This is a genomic window from Burkholderia sp. AU45251, from assembly GCF_030482905.1.
GTDB lineage: Bacteria > Pseudomonadota > Gammaproteobacteria > Burkholderiales > Burkholderiaceae > Burkholderia > Burkholderia aenigmatica.
In genome coordinates, this window is record NZ_JAUJQH010000047.1 from 1 (window position 1) to 21,390 (window position 21,390).

The window sequence follows — 21,390 nt, forward strand, 5'->3', positions numbered from 1 at the left end:
TCGTCATTCGTCGCTCGGCTTTGTTTCTCCGGAGCAGTTCCTTCGGGACTGGATCAAAGCTCAGCAGACCAAGGATGCGGCTGCATAACTCGGGACCGTTGGAAGGCGAAAAACCGAGGGAAGCTCATGACGACCAATCGGGGCAGGGGTGGTATCTCGATGGTCTTTCAATCCGTGATAAACCAGAAAAGAGAGTTCAGCGATGCGAATCCAGATCAGAAAACTCACGCTGGCTGCTACCGCAGCCGCGTTCCTGTTCGGCTCGGCAGTTCCCGCGTTTGCACAGACCGACGCCAGCGCGCCTACCGCACAGGACGCCAAGGCGGCGAAGAGCCAGGCACGCAAGGCGGCCAGGGCGCAACACAAGGCAGAGCGCAAGGCTGCACGTGCAAAGAACAGCGCCGAGCTGAAGAAACTCGAAGATGCCGGTTACAAGCCGGCGGCCAATGATCCGAACTATCCGCAGAACCTGCAGAACGCGGAGAAGAAAGCCGCCGGCGCTGGTCAGTAAGCGTCGTCCGGGGCAAGCCGCGGTTCGATCCGCGGCTTGCCGTATGCGTCGCGTCCCCGCGGCGCACATCGAAACCAACCTTCCTGGTCTCGACAAGCGCAAACGCGTTCCGCACGCTTGCGTTATTTGATTCGCATTCCTGTCCGTCTCGACGCGCACGACCCGCACATCGCCGCAGTCAGTACCGCCCGCTTGGCGCAGACGCGTTGCCCGTCACCTTCAACCAGTCCTTGAACGCCCGCACCGCATCGTCGTTCGCGCGTGCGGAGGCCACGTACGTGAAGTAGCGCCACGGCGGCAGCGCCGGTTCGCTGAACGGCTGCACGAGCCGACCTTCGGCGATGTCGTCTGCGACGAGGGCGATCGGCCCCATCGCGACGCCGAGCCCGTCGAGCGCGCCTTGCAGCGTCAGGTAGAAATGCTCGAGCGTGAGCGAGTGTCGGGGCACGAGATTCGGATGTCCGGCTGCCGCGAGCCATTCGGGCCACATGCCGGGATAGGTCGCCGCATGCAGCAGCGTGAAGCCGGCGAGATCGGCGGGCGTATGCAACGGCCGCCCCTCCAGCAGCTTCGGCGCACACACCGGCAGCCGGACTTCGGACAGGAATTCCTCGGCAACGTAACCGTCGATGGCCTGGGGGCCGCCGCGAACGATCAGGTCGACCTTGTCGCGCAGCTTTTCGATCGGCTCGTTCGACGTCGACAGCCGCACCTCGATGGCTGGATGGGCAACCTGGAATGACGACAGCTTCGGTACCAGCCAGCGCAACGAAAACGTCGCAGGTGCGCTCACGCGCAGCACGCGCTGCTGCGCATGGCCGAAATGCTGTGCGGTGGCGAGCGCGATCCGGTCAAACGACGCACCGACCTCGGCGAGATACGCGCGGCCGGTGTCGGTCAGTTCGACCCGCCGGTTATGGCGTTCGAACAGCGGCCGCCCAAGCCACGCTTCCAGTTGCTGCACATGCCGGCTGATCGCACCGTGGGTCACGCACAGTTCGTCGGCGGCCAGCGTGAAGCTGCCGAGGCGCGCGGCGGCTTCGAACGCACGCAGCGAGTTCAACGGAGGGAGTCGTCGGGCCATTGCATCATTTCGCGTGAAATTTACTCACACGATAGTTCAGGTTTAATCGTTTGATCGGGCCTTCAAGCTCCGCCAATATGGCACACAAACGGCCGGCTCGGCCGAACGATTGTCTGAATTTCTCACATGGAGTGCGGAGCATGCCGAACGTGGTGGTCGTGGGCGCCCAATGGGGCGACGAAGGTAAGGGGCGCGTCGTGGACTGGCTGGCGGCACAGGCCGATCTCGTTGCACGCTACAACGGCGGCCACAACGCGGGTCATACGCTGGTCGTCGTCGGCAAGACGTACAAGCTCGCGCTGCTGCCGAGCGGTGTCGTGCGCGGCAAGCGCGGCGTGATCGGCAACGGCGTGGCACTCGATCCGGAGGCGTTGCTCGCGGAAATCGGGCGGATGGCCGAGCTCGGGCTGTCGGTGACGCCGGACAACCTGTCGATCGCCGAGAACGCGACGCTGGTGCTGCCGATCCACCGCGCGATCGACCAGGCCCAGGAGCGTCTGCGCCGCGAGCCCATCGGCACTACGCTGCGCGGGATCGGGCCGGCCTACGAGGACAAGGTCGGGCGTCGCGGGCTGCGCGTCGGCGATCTCGCGGAACCGGGCCAACTCGCCGCCAAACTGGATGTGCTGGTCGACCATCACAACGCGTGGTTCCGCGGCCTAGGGCTCGATGAGTATTCCCGCGACGCGATGCTGGCGACGCTGGTCGACCTCGCGCCGCGGATCCTGCCTTTCGTGCGCCCCGTGTGGGCTGATCTCAACGACGCGACCGACCGCGGCGAGCGCATCCTGTTCGAAGGGTCTCAAGCCGTGATGCTGGACATCGACTGGGGCACCTACCCGTTCGTGACGTCGTCCGGCACCGTTGCATCGGCGGCGGCGGCCGGTACGGGGCTCGGCGCGTCGAAGCTCGGCCACGTGCTGGGCGTCACCAAGGCGTATGCGACGCGCGTCGGCGGCGGTCCGTTCCTCACCGAGCTGTCCGACGCCACCGGCGAAACGCTGCGCGCACGCGGACAGGAATTCGGCGTGAATACCGGCCGGCCGCGCCGCTGCGGATGGCTCGATGCGGCGCAGTTGCGTCAGGCCGTCAGGATCTCGGGCATCGATTCGCTGGCGCTCACCAAGCTCGACGTGCTCGACGGTTTCGAGTCGATCGAGCTGTGCGTCGGCTACGAACTCGATGGCGTGCGGGTCGATCATCTGCCGGCGAGCCTCGATGCGCAGTCGCGCGCGAAGCCCGTGTACGAGCGGTTCGACGGCTGGCGCGGCACCGTGAAGGGGATCCGCGAACGTGCGGCGCTGCCGCGCGCCGCGCAGGATTTCATTGCGCGCATCGAAGCGGTCGCGGCCGCACCGGTTTCGATGATCACGACCGGCGCTGAGCGCGACGACACGATCGTGCTGCGCAATCCGTTCGATGCGGCAGCCGCGGCGTAATGCGCGATAGGTGACGTGAATCGCGACGCGGCACCGTGGTCGCCGGGTCGTTATTGCCGATCCGATGCCGTTTGCGCGCGGGGGCGTCCGGTCGCGTCGGCGCCCGAACCGTACGCGTCGCGCACGGCGGCGCGGCGACACGGTTCGGCATCCGGATCACGTCGCGTACGGCGAACTGGACACGCCCGCACTGCTGCTGTACTGTTCCGCACAATTCGCGCCAGACCGGCCTGCGCCGGAGCCGCCGGCACCATGGCCGCACGGTGGCGCGACGTGATCTCAATCCCGGGGACAGGTCGATGGACACGTTACAGATGATGCGCATTTTCGTCCGGGTGGCGGAGGAGGGCAGCTTCACGAGCGCGGCCCAGCGCCTGGATATCACGACGGCCTACGCATCGCGATCGGTCGCGCAGCTCGAAACGCATCTGCGCACGCGTCTGCTCAACCGCAGCACGCGCCGCATCGCACTGACCGACGCCGGGCAGCGCTATCTCGACCGCTGCCAGCGTATCCTCGGCTATATCGACGAAGCGGAAGCCGAGGCGGCCGACGCACAGGCGAAGCCGTCGGGACGGCTGCACGTTCACGCGACGACGAGTTTCGGCCAGTCCTACGTGGTGCCCGCGGTCGTGCGCTACCGTGAGCGCTATCCGTCGGTGGCGGTCGAACTGACGCTGTCGCAGCACGTGCCCGACATCATCGACGAAGGCTACGACGTATCGCTACAGTTGAGCACGACCGAGTTGCCCGATTCCGGGCTCGTGTCGCAGCGGCTCGGCGACGTGGGCAGCGTGCTGTGCGCGTCACCCGCGTACCTGAAGGCGCGCGGCACGCCGCGCACGGTGAGCGACCTCGAGGGGCATGCGTGCCTGCAGATCGTCACGCCGCTCTTTCCGCGCGACCGTTGGCATCTCGACGGCCCCAACGGACGCGAAACGTTCGAACTGCCATTGCCGGATTTCCAGGTGAACATTGCCGATGCGCTCGGCGCCGCACTGCGTGCCGGACTCGGGATCGGTTCGCTGCCGATGTCGGCCGCGCTGCCCGCGCTCGCGAGCGGCGCGCTGGTGCGCGTGCTGCCCGATTACCGGCTGCAGAAGCTGACGGTCTATACGCTGTACGCGTCGCGTCAGTATCTCGACGCGAAGATCCGCACGTTCGTCGATTTCCTGCGTGAATGCGTACCCGAGTTGCTGGCTGCCGATGAGGCAGCGCTGACGGCTTCCTGCAAGTCCTGAAGTCGAACTCTCGACGCGAAGATCCGCACGTTCGTCGATTTCCTGCGTGAATGCGTACCCGAGTTGCTGGCTGCCGATGAGGCAGCGCTGACGGCTTCCTGCAAGTCCTGAAGTCGAACCTTCGGCGTATGACCCGAGGCTGCACCCCAATCGTTTAAATAATACGTAATCCTGTATTTTTAGCGGATGTCGGCTGCACCCTCACGACCGCCCCGGTCAATGACGTCCGGGCAACCTGCGTGCCCTTATGAAAGCGCTTGCTTTCCATATCGAACATCGTTGGTTCGATACGTAGCGCCAACCTTCTAGAATCGGTTCGACCAGCTTCATCGCATGCGTGCGCAAAGCTGCGTCCTTTTCATCGAACCCGATACGACATGGCAGACCAACACTCCACAACCCGCCGCCGGCTCCTGCATGCCGGCCTGGCGATCGCGGCGGGTGCCGCCGCGCATCCGGGCTTCGCGCTGGCGAGCACGGCCGGCGCGCGGACGTTGCGCATCGGCTATCAGAAAGGGCCGCTCAGCCTGCTCAAGGCGCGCGGCACGTTGCAGAGCAAGCTCGCGACACTCGGCGTGACCGTCACGTGGACCGAGTTTCCGTCGGGGCCGCCGCAACTCGAGGCGCTGAACGCGGGATCGATCGACTTCGGCGATGTCGGCGAGGCGCCGCCGATCTTCGCGCTCGCGGCTGGTGCGCCGCTCGTCTATTACGCGCAGACGCCGGCCGGCCCCGCGGCCGAGGCGGTGGTGGTCGCGAAAGATTCGCCGGTCAAGACTTTTGCGGACCTGCGCGGCAAGCGCGTCGCGCTGGTGAAGGGCTCGAACACGCACTTCCTGCTGGTCCGGCTGCTGCAGGCGGCGAAGCTCAACTATGCGGACATCACGCCGGTCTGGCTGTCGCCGTCCGATGCGCGGGCCGCGTTCGAGAACCGCTCGGTCGACGCATGGATCATCTGGGATCCGTTTCTCGCGGTGGTCCAGCAGGCGTTCGGCGCGCGTATCGTCGCGGACGGCACCGGGCTCGTCGAGAATCGCGGCTACTACTTTGCGTCGCGCACGTATGCGCAGCGCAACGCCGACGTGCTGGACGCAGCGGTGTCGGAACTGACCGCGGTTCAGCGATGGCTCGATGCGAACCGCGCGCAGGGCGCGGCCGAGTTCTCGAAGCTTTGGGGGATTCCGGAGCCGGCGGTGGCGCTCGCATTTCGCCGCGCCCGCTTCGGCGTCGAACCCGTCACGCGCGACACGCTCGCGTATCAGCAGCGTATCGCCGACGTGTTCTATCAGGCCGGCGTCTTGCCGAAACGCGTCGACGTCAGCCAGGCTGCGCCGCCCGCGCTCGCGTGACGGTGTAGTCTTCCGGTCAACGGGTCAACGGGTCAACGGGTCAACGGGTCAACGGGTCAACGGGTCAACGGGTCAACAGTTCAACGGCGGAACGGCAGCGTGACGTCGTCCGGAATCGGATATACGTACGTACGGCCGCCGCGCCGCTCGATCTCGTCGGGCAGCGGCCCGCGCGCGATGTCTATCTGCTGTTCCGCGACAGCGCCGTGCTCATGTCGCCGGCCGGATACTTCGTCCGCTGCCTCGATGAAGCCGTGCAGGCCGAGCGTGCGAATGCCGGTGGAATGAAGCGCGGCACACGCCGCGCGCGTGAGGTGCCGGCCTATGGCGCGACGCGGGATAGCGGCACCGCTTCGTCGCGCAGCTTCAGGACATCGCGGCCCGGCGCATCGCCGAACAGGCGTGCGTATTCGCGGCTGAACTGCGACGCGCTCACATAGCCGACGCTGCGGCATGCCTGCCGCGCGTCCATCGCCGACAGGCACATCAGGCGGCGTGCCTCCTGCAGCCGCAACACCTTCTGGCATTGCAACGGGCTCATCGACGTGACCGCGCGGAAGTGGTGATGGAACGTCGACGGGCTCATGTCCACCTGTCGCGCGAGTGATTCGACCGTCATCGGATCGAGGTAGTGGTCGCGAATCCACGCGACGGCGCGCGAGATGCGCTGTGTCGTCGAATCGGCCAGGCCGACCTGCGCGACACGCGCACCCGACGGGCCGCGCAGCAGCCGGATGAGGATTTCGTCGACGATCAGCGGCGCGAGCAGGTCGAGGTCGTCGGGTTGCGCGATCAGTTGCATCAGCCGCACGACGGCATCGACGATTTCAGACGGTGCATCGTGCGTGTCGAGTGCGCTGCAGTCGACGGCCTTCGGCAGCCCGCGCGGAAAGACGCGCGGTGTGAGTGCCGCGATGCGGGCCGGGTCGAGTTCGAGTTGTGCATAGAGGAACGGCTCGGCCGGGCTCGCGCACGTCACGCGGCCGGTGACGGGCACGTCGGCCGTTGCCACCAGCATTCGCGATGCGTCGATCACGTAGGAGTCGTCGCCGACCCGTATCGATTTCGCGCCTTGCCCGACGATGCTCAGGCACGCGTGGTGCACGCCATGGTTCCAGTGCGGCGGCGATGCGGCTGCGCGCGCGATGCGCATGCCACGTACCGGGAGTTCGAACGTGCCGTCGTGCGGCGCGTAGGCGGCGATCAGCGCAGCGAGCCGGCCCGTGGGCGACCGGGGAGCCTGAGTAGGCGTGATGCGCTGTAGCGGCGGCGTTCGGGCGTCGATTTCCATGTTGGGTGAGCGGATGGCGGAGTGGTCCGTGCAAGGTACGCGGCGGCGATTCCCGGTGGGCGTGCCGGCACGGCGGTCACATCGTACGGCGAGTCGCGTGCACGTGATTGCCTAAACCTGTCGGAATTTAGCCCGATCATCCGGATCTGCAGCGCCGGCGACCGCATTGCCCGTCGTTGCGCGGTGTGCGGCGCACAAATTCGGAAATTAAGGCAAAACAATCGTAGGATCGGGCAAGCGATTTTCCGGCGGTTTTCATACCATTGCACCTGCTGAAAGAAACGTGTTCCAGTGCGCACGGGCGATGCGGTTATGACCGTCGCATGGCCGGCTGCATCCGCCGGCATTGCCGTTGCGAATCGCTGGAAAAGACTCAGGACTGCTATTCGTCTGTTCGTGCATCGGCCCAGCCGAGGCCGGCTTGCGTCCGTTGCATGCCGGCGCGCGTCTGGCGCGAGCGTGGCGACCGACCCGGCGTAGCCGGCGTCGGAGCCGCCGCATTGGCCGGGTCGTTGCATGTCGGCCGCGACGCGGCGGCGGGTGGGGGCTTCAAGGCAGTCGACCGCGCAGGGGAATCCGGACAAATGGACCAACTTCAATCGATTCGGGCATTCGTGACGGTGGCAAGGGAAGGCGGGTTTCGCCGGGCGGCAACCCGGCTGCGCGTGTCGACGGCGATGGCGAGCCGGCTGGTCGATGCGCTCGAGACGCGCCTTGGCGTACGCCTGCTTCAACGCAGCACCTGCCACCAGTCGCTGACGGAAATCGGCGAACTGTATCTCGCGCGTGTCGAGCGGATTCTCGGTGCGATCGACGACATCGACGGTCGCTTCGTCGCGATGGGCAGCAAGCCGGAAGGTGCGCTGCGCATTGCCGCGCCGGTCGCGTTCGGGCTCAGCCAGTTGAGCGCGTTGCTCGATCGTTTCGTGCACCGGTTTCCGGACGTGCGGCCGACCGTGACGCTGACCGATACCCATGTCGATCTGACGTCCGAAGCCATCGATGTCGCATTCCTGACCGACGCCATGCCGGTGTCCGGTGCACATGCGCTGAACACGCTGGCCGCGTACGAATCCCTGCGCGTCGCGGCGCCGGGTTATGTCGCCGCGCACGGCGGCGCGGCCGCGTCGGGCGACTGGCCGGACATCGCGGCTGTTCGGCTCGATCTGCCGGCGGCCGGCGACGACGATGCGGCTGCGCTTCGACCCGATGCGACGCCCGGCGGCAGTCCGGGCGTCGGCCATCTCGAGATGGCACGGCGGCTGGCCGTCGCCGGCATGGGCGCCGCGGTGCTGCCCGCGTATCTCGTCGACGCCGATCTGGCGGCCGGCACGCTGGTGCGCGTTGCACCGGTTCGCCCGCTCGCGCCCGTCACGCTGAAGCTCGCGCATGCGCGCACCGCGCATTTGCCGGCCGCTGCACGCGCCTTCATCGAATTCGCGGGCGCCGCGTTCCGGCCGGCGAACTAGCGGCCCGGTTGGCCGTCGCGGCAACTCGCGTCGGCCGGGGCCGCAGGCTCATGGTTTTTTCAACGGAAGCAGTTCGATGAACGAACGCTCCGCAGGGCGCATCGTACGCCCGACATACGCGACCGCATGCGCGGCAAACAGGAAGCGACAGCATTCCGGCCGCGCATGCAGGTCACGAGGAGATCTGGTGATTCCCATTGAAGGTCGTCTATTTGTGAGAGGTCGCTCCATGCGCGTCGAACGGGTTCCATACCGCTTAATCACTGCTGCAACGGCCACCGTTTTCCTGGCCGCGTGCGGGAAAAAAGAATCGGCACCGCCGCCGCAAACACCGGAAGTCGGCGTCGTCACCGTCCAGCCGCAGGCCGTGCCCGCGATAACCGAACTGCCGGGCCGCACCAGCGCGTTCCTCGTTGCACAGGTGCGTGCACGAGTCGACGGCATCGTGCTGCGTCGTGAGTTCACCGAAGGCACCGACGTCAAGGCCGGTCAGCGCCTCTACAAGATCGACCCGGCGCCGTACGTCGCCGCGCTGAACAGCGCGAAGGCGACGCTCGCAAGGGCACAGGCGAACCTCGTCACGCAGAACGCGCTGGTCGCGCGCTACAAGGTGCTGGTGGCCGCGAACGCGGTCAGCAAGCAGGACTACGACAACGCGGTGGCCACGCAAGGCCAGGCCGCGGCGGACGTCGCGGCCGGCAAGGCGGCAGTCGACACCGCACAGATCAACCTCGGCTACACCGATGTCGTGTCGCCTGTTTCCGGTCGCGTCGGTATTTCGCAGGTGACGCCGGGCGCGTATGTGCAGGCGAGCCAGGCGACGCTGATGTCGACGGTCCAGCAGCTCGATCCGGTGTATGTGGACCTCACGCAGTCGAGCCTCGACGGGCTGAAGCTGCGCCAGGATGTGCAGAGCGGCAAGCTGAAAACGAGCGGCCCGGGCGCGGCGAAGGTGTCGCTGATCCTGGAGGACGGCAAGACCTATTCGGAGCCGGGCAAGCTGCAATTCTCGGACGTGACGGTCGACCAGACCACCGGCTCGGTGACGATTCGCGCGATCTTCCCGAACCCGGGCCGCGTGCTGCTGCCGGGGATGTTCGTGCGCGCACGGATCGAGGAAGGCGTGAACGAGAACGCGTTCCTGGTGCCGCAGATCGGCGTCACGCATGACCAGAAGGGGCAGGCGGTCGCACTGGTGGTGAACGCGGCCAACAAGGTCGAGACGCATCCGTTGACGACGACCGGCACCTACGGTCAGGACTGGATCGTCGAAGGCGGTCTGGAAGCGGGCGATCACGTGATCGTGCAGGGCGTCGACAAGGTGCGCCCGGGTGCGACTGTCAAGACTGTCGCGGCGCAGCTCGCGCCGGCACCGGACGCTGTGTCCGGCATACCGGCAAGCGCGACCAATGCGTCCGGCGCCGCGCCGGCGAGCACTGCCGCCCATGCTGCCGCGCGTTCGACCGCTGCGTCGGCCGCGCAATAACAAGGAGTCCGTTTCATGGCCAAGTTCTTTATCGATCGCCCGATCTTTGCGTGGGTGATCGCGATCGTGCTGATGCTGGCCGGCGTCGCATCGATCTTCAAGATGCCGATCGCGCAGTATCCGACGATCGCACCGCCGACGATCCAGATCCAGGCGAACTATCCGGGCGCTTCCGCGAAGACGGTGGAAGACACGGTGACACAGGTGATCGAGCAGCAGATGAGCGGTCTCGACAACTTCCTGTACATGTCGTCGACGAGCGACGATTCGGGCAACGCGACGATCACGCTGACCTTCGCGCCGGGCACCAATCCGGACGTCGCGCAGGTGCAGGTGCAGAACAAGCTGTCGCTCGCGACGCCGAACCTGCCGCAGGTCGTGCAGCAGCTCGGCATGCAGGTCACGAAGTCGAGCAGCAACTGGCTGATGTGGTTCGCGTTCAACTCCGAGGACGGCAGCATGTCGAAGGAGGACCTGACGAACTACGTGGCGTCGCACGTGCTCGATCCGCTCAGCCGCGTGAACGGCGTCGGCCAGACGCTGCTGCTCGGTTCGCAGTTCTCGATGCGGATCTGGCTCGACCCCGTCAAGCTGACCAACTACAGCCTCACGCCGACCGACGTGACGGCCGCAATCACGCAGCAGAACGTGCAGATCGCGGGCGGCCAGATCGGCGGCACGCCGGCGAAGCCGGGCACCATGCTGCAGGCGACGATCACCGAATCGACGCTGCTGCGCACGCCCGAGCAGTTCGGCAACATCCTGCTGAAGGTCAACCAGGACGGTTCGCAGGTTCGCCTGAAGGACGTCGGCCGCGCGGCGCTCGGCTCCGAGAACTACACGTTCGACACGAAGTACATGGGGCAGCCGACGGCCGGCCTCGGCATCCAGCTCGCGACCGGCGCGAACGCGCTGGCAACCGCGACCGCGCTGCGGGCCAAGATCCAGGAGCTGTCGAAGTACTTCCCGCACGGTCTCGTCGTCCACTATCCGTACGACACGACGCCGTTCGTGCGCCTGTCGATCGAGGAAGTGGTCAAGACGCTGCTCGAAGGCATCGTGCTCGTGTTCCTCGTGATGTACCTGTTCCTGCAGAACCTGCGGGCAACGATCATCCCGACGATCGCGGTGCCGGTCGTGCTGCTCGGTACGTTCGCGATCATGGGGCTCGCCGGCTTCTCGATCAACACGCTGTCGATGTTCGGTCTTGTGCTCGCGATCGGCCTGCTGGTCGACGATGCGATCGTGGTGGTGGAGAACGTCGAGCGGGTGATGGCGGAAGAGGGCCTGTCACCGAAGGAGGCGACCCGCAAGGCGATGGGCCAGATCACCGGCGCACTCGTCGGCGTGGCGCTCGTGCTGTCGGCGGTGTTCGTGCCGGTGGCGTTCTCCGGCGGGTCGGTCGGCGCGATCTATCGTCAGTTCTCGCTGACGATCGTGTCGGCGATGGTGCTGTCGGTGCTCGTCGCGTTGATCCTGACGCCGGCACTGTGCGCGACGATCCTCAAGCCGATCCCGCAAGGGCATCACGAAGAGAAGAAGGGCTTCTTCGGCTGGTTCAACCGGACCTTCGATCGCAGCCGCGATCGCTATACGAGCGGTGTGAACCATGTGATCCGGCGCTCGGGCCGCTGGCTCGTGATCTACCTGGCCGTGTTCATCGCGGTCGGCGTGATGTTCGTGCGCCTGCCGAAGTCGTTCCTGCCGGATGAAGACCAGGGCTACATGTTCATGATCGTGCAGACGCCGTCCGGCTCCACGCAGGAAACGACCGGCAAGACGCTCGACAACATCAACACGTACCTGACCACCACCGAGAAGGATGTGGTCGACTCGGTGTTCACGGTCAACGGCTTCAGCTTCGCCGGCCGCGGCCAGAACGCCGGTCTCGTGTTCGTGAAGCTGAAACCGTACGAGCATCGTCAGCGTTCGGACCAGAAGGTGCAGGCACTGATCGGGCGGACCTTCGCGCACTACGCGCAGTACAAGGACGCGATGGTGATCCCGTTCAACCCGCCGTCGATTCCCGAACTCGGGACGGCCGCCGGCTTCGACTTCGAGCTGACGGACAACGCGGGTCTCGGCCACGAAGCGCTGATGGCCGCGCGGGGCCAGTTGCTCGGGATGGCCGCGAAGGATCCCGCACTGGCGCTTGTGCGCCCGAATGGCCTGAACGACACGCCGCAGTACAAGGTCGACATCGATCGCGAGAAGGCGAATGCGCTCGGCGTCACGGCCGCTGCGATCGACCAGACGTTCTCGATCGCGTGGGCGTCGCAGTACGTGAACAACTTCCTGGATACCGACGGCCGGATCAAGAAGGTGTACGTGCAGTCGGACGCGCCGTTCCGGATGACGCCGGAAGACATGAACATATGGTACGTGCGCAACAGTGCGGGTGGCATGGTGCCGTTCAGCGCGTTCTCGACCGGCCACTGGAGCTACGGTTCGCCGAAGCTCGAACGCTATAACGGCGTATCGTCGATCGAGATCCAGGGGCAGGCCGCGGAGGGCAGGTCGACGGGCCAGGCGATGGCCGCAATGGAAGCGCTCGCGAGCAAGCTGCCGGAAGGTATCGGCTACTCGTGGACCGGCCTGTCGTTCCAGGAAATCCAGTCCGGTTCGCAGGCGCCGATCCTGTACGCGATCTCGATCCTCGTCGTGTTCCTGTGTCTCGCGGCGCTGTATGAAAGCTGGTCGATCCCGTTCTCGGTGATCATGGTCGTGCCGCTCGGCGTGGTCGGCGCGTTGCTTGCGACGATGCTGCGCGGCCTCGAGAACGACGTGTTCTTCCAGGTCGGCCTGCTGACTACCGTGGGCCTGTCTGCGAAGAACGCGATCCTGATCGTCGAGTTCGCACGCGAGTTGCAGGCGCAAGGGAACATGGGGCCGGTGCGCGCGGCGATCGAGGCGGCGCGCCTGCGGCTGCGTCCGATCCTGATGACGTCGCTCGCGTTCATGCTCGGCGTGCTGCCGCTTGCGATCAGCAACGGCGCGGGTTCGGCGAGCCAGCATGCGATTGGCACGGGCGTGATCGGCGGGATGATCACGGCGACGTTCCTCGCGATTTTCATGATCCCGATGTTCTTCGTGCGGGTTCGCGCGATCTTCGGCGGCGAAACGGAAAACGTCGACGACGCATGGCGTCTCGTGCAGGGCGACCTGCAGCGCGGTCACGACGACGCACACGATTCGAAGGGGCAGTAACGATGCAAAAACACGCTTTGACTGCAACCGCGGCCGCACTGGCTGCCGCGCTGTTCGCCACGGGCTGCACGATGGCGCCGCATTACAAGCGGCCCGATGCACCCGTCGCGCAGGCGTACCCGGCCGGCGGCGTCTACGCGACGCAGCCGGGTGCGGCCGGCGCGCGCAGCGCGAACGGCCAGGCGGCGACCGCCATCGGCTGGCGCGAGTTCTTCGTCGATCCGCGCCTGCAGCGGCTGATCGAGATCGCGCTGAAGAACAACCGCGACCTGCGCGTGTCGGTGCTGAACATCGAGGCGGCGCGCGCGCAGTACCAGATCACGCGCGCGGGCCTGTTCCCGACGCTCGATGCGACGGGTACCGGTAGCCGTCAGCGCCTGCCGAATGCGCTGTCGGTGGCGCCGGGCCGGAATATCACGACGACCTACAACGTCGGCCTGTCGGCGTCGTGGGAACTCGACCTGTTCGGCCGCGTGCAGAGCCTGAAGGACCAGGCGCTCGCGCAGTATCTGGCGACCGCGTATGCGCGGCAGGCGTCGGAGATTTCGCTGGTGTCGCAGGTGGCCGATCAATACCTGACGCTGCTGTCGACCGACGATCTGCTGAAGGTCACGGAAGACACGCTGAAGACGGCGCAGGCGTCGTACGACCTGACGAAGCTGCAGTTCGACAACGGCACGGGCTCCGAGCTCGAGCTGCGTCAGGCGCAGACGGTGGTCGAGCAGGCGCTGGCGAACCAGCAGGCGCAGGCGCGTGCGCGTGCGCAGGCGCTGAACTATCTGGTGCTGCTGATCGGCGAGCCGCTGCCGGACGATCTGCCGGCGGGCATGCCGCTCGACGCGCAGAACCTGCTGACGGACGTGCCGGCTGGCCTGCCGTCCGACCTGCTGACGCGTCGCCCCGACGTGATGCAGGCCGAGCAGTCGCTGCTGGCGGCGAACGCGAACATCGGTGCGGCACGCGCGGCGTTCTTCCCGAAGATCTCGCTGACGGCCGCGTTCGGCACGGCGAGCCCGACGCTGGGCGGTCTGTTCAAGGCCGGCACGGCGGCGTGGTCGTTCGCGCCGAACATCGCGCTGCCGATCTTCGAGGGCGGTGCGAACATCGCGAACCTCGATCTTGCACACGTGCAGAAGCGCATCGAGATCGCGAACTACGAGAAGGCGATCCAGTCGGCGTTCCGCGACGTGGCGGACGGGCTGGCCGCACGCGGCACGTACGACCAGCAGATCGCGGCACTGGAGCGCAACGAGCACGCGCAGCAGCGACGTTTCGACCTGTCGGACCTGCGTTACAAGAACGGTGTCGACAGCTACCTGTCGGTGCTGACCGCGCAGACGGACCTGTACACCGCGCAGCAATCGCTGATCAACGCGCGTCTGGCACGCTGGACCAACCTGGTCAACCTGTACCGTTCGCTGGGCGGCGGGTGGATCGAGCGGGCCGGCGAGACGCCGCGCGCGCCGGATGCACCGGTCGACTACGACAAGGCGGCCGCTCCGGCGCCTGCGTCGGCGGCGACGACGAACGGGTAAGCAAGTGCAAGGAAAGGGCAGGCGCGGTTTACCGCGCTTGTCCTTCGAACCGGCGGTAGGCGGAAACGAAAACGCCACGGATGAAAATCCGTGGCGTTTTCTTTTTACGCAGCTGCCCGCGTTGGAAGCGGCGTGACGTTACCCCTGCTTTTCCCAAAGCGTGCGGCCGAAGAACGTCAGCGTGCGATCCCACGCCATTTGCGACCACACCGGATCGTACTGCGTGCCGGCGATGCGGCCGGGGCCGACGGCCGTTTCATTGGCGAACGCATGATGCGCGAGATAGCGATGGAATTCGAAACCGACCTTCGCATCGGTCAGCTTCTTCTCGAGCGCATCGACCTGGTCGATCGCAAAGAAAGCGTCCTGCGTGCCCCAGTGGCCCATCAGCGGCACCTTGAGCTTCGCCGGATCGATGTAGTCGAGCGGCGGCAGGCCGTACCACGTGACGCCCGCGTCCGCATCGGCGAACTGCAGCGACAGCAGCGTGAGTGCGCCGCCCATGCAGTAACCCGTCACCGCGACACGCGACGCAAGCGTCTTCAGATAGGTCACGGCGCCCGGAATGTCCTGCGAGGCTGCGTCGCCGAAATCGAGCCCGGTCATCAGGTGGTGCGCTTCCTCTTCCTCGACCGTCGATTTGCCGCGATACAGGTCGGGCACGAGCGCGAAGTAGCCGCAGCGCGCGAGGCGATCCGCGACGCCGCGGATCTGGTCGTTCAGCCCCCACCATTCCTGGATGACGACGACCGCGGGTGCGCCTTCGGTCTTTGCCGGCGTAGCGAGGTAGCCTTGCAGTTCCTGGCCGTCCGGGCGTCGAAACGTGATCATGGAACCGGATGTTTGAGACATGAAACCGCTCCTTTTCGAAAAATGCGATGAGTGCCGCATCGGGGCCGGCCTGCGGGCGCGGCGACGTTCGGGCAAGCCGGGCGTCGTGGTTTCGCTCGCGTTCGTTTCGGCCGGCGCCGACCACGCGGCCATTCTATGCGCAAACACCGGCTGCCGGCGTGAACGGCGCCGCGCGGCGAGCGCCCCGCAAGTTCGCGTCGATCGAGGAGCGCGATCCGTTCCGGGAGAGGACAGCCTAAAAGCAAACACCCCGCCCCGATGAACGGGAGCGGGGTGTTTCGTTTGCCGCGCGCGTATCGGAATACGCGCGCGCGTGTCCGGCTTACTGGCCGAAATACACGGAGTCGCGGCCTTCCTGCTTGACCGCGATCGCGCGGCCGGCACGTACGCCGGCGGCGGCTTGCGCGCCGTAGCCGGTTTCATCGGCGTTCGTCACGCGGGCCTGTGCGGTCTGCAGTGCGCGCGGGTAGTACTGATCGGAGACTTCGGGCTTGTAGCCGGCCTGTTCGAGCTGCACGAGTTCCGCGCGCACCTGGGCACGCGTCAGCTGGCCCGACGGGTTCGATTGGGCGAATGCGCCGTACGAGGCGGACAGGGCGGTTGCGGCGACGACTGCGTAGATGAACGACTTCATGATGACCTCCGGTTTCATTGATTTCGCGCTTCGCTTGTTGCGTTCAGCGGTTGATTGCATCGTAGCGATCACGTTACCGGTCGGAAATACGCGTTCCAGCGAATAATTATTGCAACTGGGTAAACGATCTGGGCTGGCGAGTGTTTCGTCTGATAATTGCGGGGCTGTCCCGCGGTCGATCAGGACCGCCGACGAGGCTTCCAGTGGGGCGATGTCGTCGATCGGCCAGTGGCTTGACCGCACGACAATCATTTAGATCGGATGCCGAAGTATGTGGGCGGAGTGACTGACCTCGTTCGCGCCGAATCGCGCACACACGGCTACGTCACTCGGCCAGGACTGCCTGCCGTTTCCGGTATTCGGCCGGCGTGATTCCGACGTGCCGGGTGAACGATCGCCTGAGCGTATCGACGTTCGCGAAGCCGCATTTCGCGGCGACCTGTTTCGGCGTGTCGTGGCCGTTCTCGAGCAAGTGGCGGGCCGCCGAGATGCGGGTCGCCTCGACCCAGGCAGCCGGCGTCATGCCGACTTCCGCGCGGAACAGCCGAGCGAAGTGGCGCGGGCTCATGCCCGCATGCTTCGCCATCTCCGCCACCGAATGCTCGAGTTCCGGATTCGCCGCGATCCAGCGCTGTACTTCCTGCAGTACCGAACGCCCGGCGGGGCGCGCTTCGCCCTTGCGGCTGAACTGAAGTTGCCCGCCCGGGCGCTTGAAGAACATGACCAGTTGCGCGGCGACGCGCCGCGCGATCTCGCGGCCGAGATCTTCCTCGACCAGCGCGAGCGCGAGATCGAGCCCGGCCGTGACGCCGGCACCGGTGCGCAGCTTGCCGTCGCGCACGTACAGCGCGTCGGCGTCGACGGCGAGCGATGGATAGGCTTCGGCAAGCGCGTCGGCGGCAGCCCAGTGCGTGGTCAGGTGACGCCCTTTCAGCAGGCCGGTGGCCGCGAGGATGAACGCGCCGGTGCAGATCGAGCCGTAGCGCTTGCTCTGCACGGCCGTCGCTCGCAGCCACGCGAGGACGTCGGTGCGCAGTGCGATCCGGCCGGCGCTCGGTGCGCCGGCGACCAGCAGCGTGTCGATGCGCTCAGGAATGTCGGGGACGATCCAGTCCGGCAGCAACTGCGCACCGGACGAACTGCGGATCGGGCCAGACTCGCTCGCAATGATCCGCAACGTATAGAACAGCTTCCCGCATTCGGCGTTCGCTTGGGCGAAGACGTCGAGCGGTGCGGAGACATCGAGCAGTTGAACGCCCGGAACGGCGAAAATTCCCACGACCTTCGGCATGATCGATTGCGTGTTGTGTCGAACGTGACGGGTAGCAGTATAGGGGCGCCGTCGGTGCATGGGGCGGGTGAGGGCGCCTGTTTCCGGCGTTCTTTCCGCCGTGCGGGCACCGTGTCCGTCCGTCGCGCGAAATGGCAGGATTTGACGTAACACGTCTATTGGAGACAGCTATCGAACTCCGGAGAATCAAGGGTGTTTTCAATGGAGGTCGATCATGACTGAGAACGTTGCAGGCATCACCATTCCCGATAGCCAACTGACGCGCGAGATCACCGAACTCGTCCGCGATACCGCGTCTCCGCTGCTGTTCCATCATTCCAGCCGCGTCTTCTATTTCGCGGCGCTCGCGGGCCAGCGGCGCGGGCTCAAATACGATCCCGAGCTGCTCTACTGTGGCTGCATGTTTCATGACATGGGGCTCACGCACAAACACAGCAGCGCGTGCGAGCGTTTCGAAGTGGACGGCGCCAACGCCGCCCGCGATTTCCTGAAGGGCAAGGGCATCTCGCAGCGGGATATCGACGTCGTATGGACTTCGATCGCGCTGCATACCACGCCGGGTATCCCGCAGCACATGCATCCGGTGATCGCGCTCGTTACCGCGGGCGTCGAGATGGACGTGCTGGGGCTGACGTATCCGGAATACAGCGACGTCGAGCGCGAGGCCGTCGTCCGTGCACATCCGCGTACGCCGCACTTCAAGGAAGACATCATTCAGGCGTTCTACGACGGGATCAAGCACAAGCCGGACACGACATTCGGCAACGTGAAGGCCGACGTGCTCGCCGACAAGGATCCGCATTTCCATGCCGGCAATTTCTGCAGCGTGATCCGGTCGTCCGCGTGGGCCGGCTGATTGCTCGCGGTAGGGCGCACGATCGCGGGTACGGGGGGGACTGGCGGCAGCGTCTCAGTGAGCGGGGTGGGTTGGCGTCGCGGCACAGGCCGCATCGCCGGCAGCAAAGTACCCGTTTATGGGAGTGCTGTGCGTTGCGCTGCCGGATGTTCAACCGATGCGGGTGTTCCAATGGCTTCCACGCTTCACGACGTACCCGACAGCCCCTGTGTCGGCGTGTGCTCGACACTGTTCGACGATGTCTGCAAGGGATGCGGCCGAATGGCCGACGAGGTCTCGCACTGGGTGTTCATGAACGACGACGAGAAACGCGCGACATGGGAACGCATCCGGCGCGAGGGCACGGCGATGCGTTTCCGTCGGGACGGACGGTGAATTGCCAGAAGCGGCGTTCCTTCCGGATGACGCGGCCGGCGCTTGGCGAACATCTCCCTGTTCGGGGCGAATCCCTCGACCTTGTCTGGAATGATGGGGCGGAGGAACGCGAACACATGAAACCAGTAAAAAAGTTGTTACGTGACAACCGCGTGATGTGAGTCCGGACTTTATATACTGAATAATTGCATCCCATCACCCAGGCGAATCTTCGATTCGCGATCACAGCAACCTGCCTCCAGACAGGTGGGTCACGTTCGCTCCCGCCTTCGCAGAGGCCCTGACGACCGCCACAGGCGCGCGCTCCAACCGGTTCCCGCACGCTCCCGGCAAAACGCCTATAATAATTGGGCAAATTGCCGGGAGAGGTCATGAGCACCATTGCTTTTCATCCTTCGGGCGTCGCGCATCCGCGTCAGGCCGAATTCACGATTCTCGAACAGTTGCTGGCGATCCGCGTCCGATCGGGGGCCGATCTTGCCGAGCTGGCGAGCGCACGCGTCGATGTCTCGGTGATCGACCGGTTGTCCGAGCGCGGGCTGAAATCGGACGAACTGGCCTTCATCATTCCGCGCCGCACGCTGAGTCATCGTCGCCAGGCGCACGAACGCCTGTCGCCGGAGGAATCCGACAAGGCGATCCGTCTCGCGCGCATCGTCGCGCAGGCGACGGCCACGTTCGGCGACCAGGACAAGGCGATGGCGTGGCTGCGCAACGGGCTCCAGCGCTTCGGCGGCCGCACGTCGCTCGACATGGCGAGCACCGAGCATGGCGCGCGGCTCGTCGAGGAAGTCCTCACGCAGATCGACGAGGGGTACTTCGCTTGACGACGCTGTGGCGGATCAGCAATTTCGCCGACCTGAAAGGCATCGGCGGGTTGCGCGCCGGCGGGCGCTGGCATTTCGCCGGGCAGCCCGTCGTGTATCTCGCCGAGCATCCAGCGCTCGCGCTGCTCGAGACGCTCGTTCATTTCGAAATCGCCACGGTCGCGCAATTGCCGAGCGGATACCAGTTGCTTCGCATCGAGGTGGCCGATTCGGTCGACATCGCCGAAATCGCGGAGGGCGACGCGCCGGACGACTGGCGAACCGACGTCGACTGGACCCGCAGCGCCGGCACAGAGTGGCTGCACACGCAGCCGAGCGCGCTGCTGCGCGTCCCGAGCGTCGTCGTGCCGCACGCGCACAACTTCCTGCTGAACCCGCTGCATCCGGCCGCTTCCGAGGTGCGTATCGCCGAAGTCATGCAATCGCCGTACGACACCCGGATTCTGCGGCTGATCCAGTCGAAGCCGGGCGAATAGGGAACCGGACGGCACGCAGCCCGTGCTCGGGCCAGTGCCAGTGCGGGATCAGCGCTCGTGTGCGGCGCGATCCGCAGCCGCATCGCGCCGCAGCGTCTGCCGGATGCGCGTGACCGTTCGTGTACTGACGAGACCGAGCATCGCACTGACGTCGGCATGTGTGTGGCCGGCGAGCAACTGGCGGCGCGCATACGTATTGCGCAGCACGCGCGGGCTCAGGTCCGCCGCGTGGAAGCCGATCGCGGTCAGTGCGTCGCGCACCACGAGCAGCAGGAACATGTCGTTCATCGCGCCACCGCCGCGCGGCGCGGGAAACAGCAACGCGGATGCCGGCGCGTCTGCCGAGCGCGCGCGCCAGGCGGCGAGCGGCGCCAGCGCGAATGCGGCGAGCGGGATTCGGCGCGCGGGCCGTGCGCGATCGCGCGGCACGGATAGCACCGGCGGTCGTGCGTCGAGATCGGGCGCGTCGCGCGTCGTCGCGCGTATCTCGGCCGACGTGATGCCACTCGCGAGCAGCAGCGCGACGATCGCGCGATTCCGGCAGTCGGCCGGCGTGTCGTCTGGTCGAGGCTGCACATGGCGCTGCAGCGCCGCGTCGGCATCGGGCGGCAGGTAGCACGGCTCGGGCTCGCCGTCCGGCCATGCGAGAGTGTGTGTCGCCCGGCCGGCCGGATGGATCGTGCGCACGCCGGTTTCGACCAGATGCCGGCACAGCCGGTCGATCAGCTTCGCGTAGCGCACGCGGGTCGACGTGCCGGGCGCACAGGTATGTTCGAGTTCCGCCAGGAAGGTCGCGACGTGGTCGGGACCGAACGAGGCCAGCGACACGTGCTGGGCGATCAGATGGCGCAGGAACCGTTCGAACATCGCGACGTGCTGCACGACCGATCGCTGCGCGAACGGCCGGCGATCGGCGCCGGTCGCGGCGGTTTCTTGCCATGCGAGGAAGGCGCCGACGGGGTCGTGAATCCAGCGATTCGTGTCCATGCACGATTTATAGCCGGAACGTGGAGACTCCGGCAATCGTTCCGATGGCCAGCGGCTTGGCTGGCCCGATGCAACCGGCGCGTCAGTGCGCGGTACGCGTGCCGTCGAAAGGCATCGCCAGGTAAAAGAGCAGCAGCGGGTTGAAGAAACGGAGCGCGGCCGGCACGCCGCTCTGGTTGGCGCGCGCGTGCAGGTCGATGCTGGCGAGCAGCTGGATGCCCATCACGCTGATCATCGCGAACACGACCAGCGCGATGCTTCCGCCCACGGCGGCTGGAATTGCATACGCGATCCGCGCGACCAGCGCGATGACGATGTTCCCCGAGTTTTTCTCCGAGGCGGTCGAAGCGATGGAAAGCGGTTTCGCGCGCGACGGCCGCGCAGTCGGCAAACACCGTCGGGCAGCAAGGTAACGACGTCACGACATCGGCTGAGCGAGCGCATCGCACTGCGATGCAGTGCAGCACGCCCCCAGCACGC

General features: G+C 66.1%; 19 protein-coding genes and 1 pseudogene. 13 read left to right on the forward strand and 7 right to left on the reverse strand.

Features of this window, described 5'->3' with window-relative positions:
- Positions 1-202: 202 nt before the first annotated feature.
- A complete protein-coding gene (locus QZM67_RS38700) occupies positions 203-511 on the forward strand; it encodes a hypothetical protein (protein ID WP_043185391.1) in 309 nt (102 codons plus the stop codon).
- Positions 512-689: 178 nt separating this feature from the next.
- On the opposite strand, the gene gcvA is transcribed toward QZM67_RS38700, so the two are convergent.
- Positions 690-1,595, reverse strand: a complete 906-nt coding sequence (gene gcvA, locus QZM67_RS38705) for a transcriptional regulator GcvA (RefSeq protein ID WP_301811521.1) — start codon at positions 1,593-1,595, stop codon at positions 690-692.
- Positions 1,596-1,744: 149 nt separating this feature from the next.
- Here gcvA and QZM67_RS38710 point away from each other — a divergent pair, with 149 nt between their 5' ends.
- The 4 genes and pseudogenes from QZM67_RS38710 (at position 1,745) to QZM67_RS38725 (ending at position 5,624) form a co-directional block, all read left to right on the forward strand.
- Positions 1,745-3,034, forward strand: coding sequence for an adenylosuccinate synthase (locus tag QZM67_RS38710; protein ID WP_367620462.1), 1,290 nt, complete (start codon positions 1,745-1,747; stop codon positions 3,032-3,034).
- A 299-nt stretch (positions 3,035-3,333) separates the two neighbouring features.
- The gene (locus tag QZM67_RS38715; protein ID WP_043185397.1) at positions 3,334-4,275 is read left to right on the forward strand and encodes a LysR family transcriptional regulator; all 942 of its coding nucleotides are present in this window, start codon (positions 3,334-3,336) and stop codon (positions 4,273-4,275) included.
- Between the two features lie 3 nt (positions 4,276-4,278).
- Positions 4,279-4,386 (forward strand): annotated as a pseudogene (locus QZM67_RS38720) (LysR family transcriptional regulator); the annotation flags it as partial.
- Positions 4,387-4,652: 266 nt separating this feature from the next.
- On the forward strand, positions 4,653-5,624 hold the full coding sequence (locus QZM67_RS38725) for an aliphatic sulfonate ABC transporter substrate-binding protein (RefSeq protein WP_301811527.1): 972 nt from the start codon (positions 4,653-4,655) through the stop codon (positions 5,622-5,624).
- Positions 5,625-5,946: 322 nt separating this feature from the next.
- Here QZM67_RS38725 and QZM67_RS38730 read toward each other — a convergent pair whose 3' ends face one another.
- Complete coding sequence (locus QZM67_RS38730) at positions 5,947-6,915, reverse strand: AraC family transcriptional regulator (RefSeq protein ID WP_301811530.1); 969 nt, start codon at positions 6,913-6,915, stop codon at positions 5,947-5,949.
- 584 nt (positions 6,916-7,499) lie between these two features.
- Here QZM67_RS38730 and QZM67_RS38735 point away from each other — a divergent pair.
- From QZM67_RS38735 to QZM67_RS38750, 4 genes are all read left to right on the forward strand, one after another.
- The gene (locus QZM67_RS38735; RefSeq protein WP_301811533.1) at positions 7,500-8,384 is read left to right on the forward strand and encodes a LysR family transcriptional regulator; all 885 of its coding nucleotides are present in this window, start codon (positions 7,500-7,502) and stop codon (positions 8,382-8,384) included.
- A 229-nt stretch (positions 8,385-8,613) separates the two neighbouring features.
- Complete coding sequence (locus QZM67_RS38740) at positions 8,614-9,870, forward strand: efflux RND transporter periplasmic adaptor subunit (protein WP_301811536.1); 1,257 nt, start codon at positions 8,614-8,616, stop codon at positions 9,868-9,870.
- Between the two features lie 15 nt (positions 9,871-9,885).
- Positions 9,886-13,077: an efflux RND transporter permease subunit gene (locus tag QZM67_RS38745; protein ID WP_301811538.1), complete on the forward strand. Its 3,192-nt coding sequence runs from the start codon at positions 9,886-9,888 to the stop codon at positions 13,075-13,077.
- Between the two features lie 2 nt (positions 13,078-13,079).
- Complete coding sequence (locus tag QZM67_RS38750) at positions 13,080-14,612, forward strand: efflux transporter outer membrane subunit (protein ID WP_301811540.1); 1,533 nt, start codon at positions 13,080-13,082, stop codon at positions 14,610-14,612.
- A gap of 138 nt (positions 14,613-14,750) precedes the next feature.
- Here the strand turns inward: QZM67_RS38750 and QZM67_RS38755 are convergent, their stop codons facing one another.
- From QZM67_RS38755 to QZM67_RS38765, 3 genes are all read right to left on the reverse strand, one after another.
- Positions 14,751-15,464 carry a dienelactone hydrolase family protein gene (locus QZM67_RS38755; RefSeq protein ID WP_175025354.1) on the reverse strand — a complete coding sequence of 238 codons (714 nt, stop codon included), beginning with the start codon at positions 15,462-15,464 and terminating at the stop codon, positions 14,751-14,753.
- A gap of 322 nt (positions 15,465-15,786) precedes the next feature.
- Positions 15,787-16,098: a DUF4148 domain-containing protein gene (locus tag QZM67_RS38760; RefSeq protein ID WP_043185856.1), complete on the reverse strand. Its 312-nt coding sequence runs from the start codon at positions 16,096-16,098 to the stop codon at positions 15,787-15,789.
- 325 nt (positions 16,099-16,423) lie between these two features.
- On the reverse strand, positions 16,424-17,389 hold the full coding sequence (locus tag QZM67_RS38765; protein ID WP_301811545.1) for a GlxA family transcriptional regulator: 966 nt from the start codon (positions 17,387-17,389) through the stop codon (positions 16,424-16,426).
- A 214-nt stretch (positions 17,390-17,603) separates the two neighbouring features.
- Here QZM67_RS38765 and QZM67_RS38770 point away from each other — a divergent pair, with 214 nt between their 5' ends.
- From QZM67_RS38770 to QZM67_RS38785, 4 genes are all read left to right on the forward strand, one after another.
- Entirely contained in the window at positions 17,604-18,245 is a 642-nt protein-coding gene (locus QZM67_RS38770; protein ID WP_301811547.1) for an HD domain-containing protein, read from the forward strand.
- A gap of 171 nt (positions 18,246-18,416) precedes the next feature.
- Positions 18,417-18,620 (forward strand): DUF1289 domain-containing protein, encoded by a 204-nt coding sequence (locus QZM67_RS38775; protein WP_175025351.1) that lies wholly within the window; start codon positions 18,417-18,419, stop codon positions 18,618-18,620.
- 371 nt (positions 18,621-18,991) lie between these two features.
- On the forward strand, positions 18,992-19,447 hold the full coding sequence (locus QZM67_RS38780; protein WP_031403156.1) for an antitoxin Xre/MbcA/ParS toxin-binding domain-containing protein: 456 nt from the start codon (positions 18,992-18,994) through the stop codon (positions 19,445-19,447).
- Positions 19,444-19,923, forward strand: a complete 480-nt coding sequence (locus tag QZM67_RS38785) for an RES family NAD+ phosphorylase (RefSeq protein WP_043185420.1) — start codon at positions 19,444-19,446, stop codon at positions 19,921-19,923. The genes QZM67_RS38780 and QZM67_RS38785 overlap by 4 nt, the downstream gene beginning before the upstream one ends.
- A gap of 48 nt (positions 19,924-19,971) precedes the next feature.
- Here the strand turns inward: QZM67_RS38785 and QZM67_RS38790 are convergent, their stop codons facing one another.
- Together QZM67_RS38790 and QZM67_RS38795 are read right to left on the reverse strand one after the other, a co-directional pair.
- A complete protein-coding gene (locus QZM67_RS38790; RefSeq protein ID WP_301811550.1) occupies positions 19,972-20,910 on the reverse strand; it encodes a site-specific integrase in 939 nt (312 codons plus the stop codon).
- A gap of 82 nt (positions 20,911-20,992) precedes the next feature.
- Positions 20,993-21,178: a hypothetical protein gene (locus QZM67_RS38795; RefSeq protein WP_301811553.1), complete on the reverse strand. Its 186-nt coding sequence runs from the start codon at positions 21,176-21,178 to the stop codon at positions 20,993-20,995.
- Positions 21,179-21,390 lie beyond the last annotated feature (212 nt).

What these genes read in the sequence shown, in the direction of transcription:
- QZM67_RS38700 (WP_043185391.1), top strand. Translation starts at nt 203, where the DNA reads ATGCGAATCCAGATCAGAAAACTCACGCTGGCTGCTACCGCAGCCGCG.
- gcvA (WP_301811521.1), bottom strand. Translation starts at nt 1,595, where the DNA reads ATGGCCCGACGACTCCCTCCGTTGAACTCGCTGCGTGCGTTCGAAGCC.
- QZM67_RS38715 (WP_043185397.1), top strand. Translation starts at nt 3,334, where the DNA reads ATGGACACGTTACAGATGATGCGCATTTTCGTCCGGGTGGCGGAGGAG.
- QZM67_RS38725 (WP_301811527.1), top strand. Translation starts at nt 4,653, where the DNA reads ATGGCAGACCAACACTCCACAACCCGCCGCCGGCTCCTGCATGCCGGC.
- QZM67_RS38730 (WP_301811530.1), bottom strand. Translation starts at nt 6,915, where the DNA reads ATGGAAATCGACGCCCGAACGCCGCCGCTACAGCGCATCACGCCTACT.
- QZM67_RS38735 (WP_301811533.1), top strand. Translation starts at nt 7,500, where the DNA reads ATGGACCAACTTCAATCGATTCGGGCATTCGTGACGGTGGCAAGGGAA.
- QZM67_RS38740 (WP_301811536.1), top strand. Translation starts at nt 8,614, where the DNA reads ATGCGCGTCGAACGGGTTCCATACCGCTTAATCACTGCTGCAACGGCC.
- QZM67_RS38745 (WP_301811538.1), top strand. Translation starts at nt 9,886, where the DNA reads ATGGCCAAGTTCTTTATCGATCGCCCGATCTTTGCGTGGGTGATCGCG.
- QZM67_RS38750 (WP_301811540.1), top strand. Translation starts at nt 13,080, where the DNA reads ATGCAAAAACACGCTTTGACTGCAACCGCGGCCGCACTGGCTGCCGCG.
- QZM67_RS38755 (WP_175025354.1), bottom strand. Translation starts at nt 15,464, where the DNA reads ATGTCTCAAACATCCGGTTCCATGATCACGTTTCGACGCCCGGACGGC.
- QZM67_RS38760 (WP_043185856.1), bottom strand. Translation starts at nt 16,098, where the DNA reads ATGAAGTCGTTCATCTACGCAGTCGTCGCCGCAACCGCCCTGTCCGCC.
- QZM67_RS38765 (WP_301811545.1), bottom strand. Translation starts at nt 17,389, where the DNA reads ATGCCGAAGGTCGTGGGAATTTTCGCCGTTCCGGGCGTTCAACTGCTC.
- QZM67_RS38770 (WP_301811547.1), top strand. Translation starts at nt 17,604, where the DNA reads ATGACTGAGAACGTTGCAGGCATCACCATTCCCGATAGCCAACTGACG.
- QZM67_RS38775 (WP_175025351.1), top strand. Translation starts at nt 18,417, where the DNA reads ATGGCTTCCACGCTTCACGACGTACCCGACAGCCCCTGTGTCGGCGTG.
- QZM67_RS38780 (WP_031403156.1), top strand. Translation starts at nt 18,992, where the DNA reads ATGAGCACCATTGCTTTTCATCCTTCGGGCGTCGCGCATCCGCGTCAG.
- QZM67_RS38790 (WP_301811550.1), bottom strand. Translation starts at nt 20,910, where the DNA reads ATGGACACGAATCGCTGGATTCACGACCCCGTCGGCGCCTTCCTCGCA.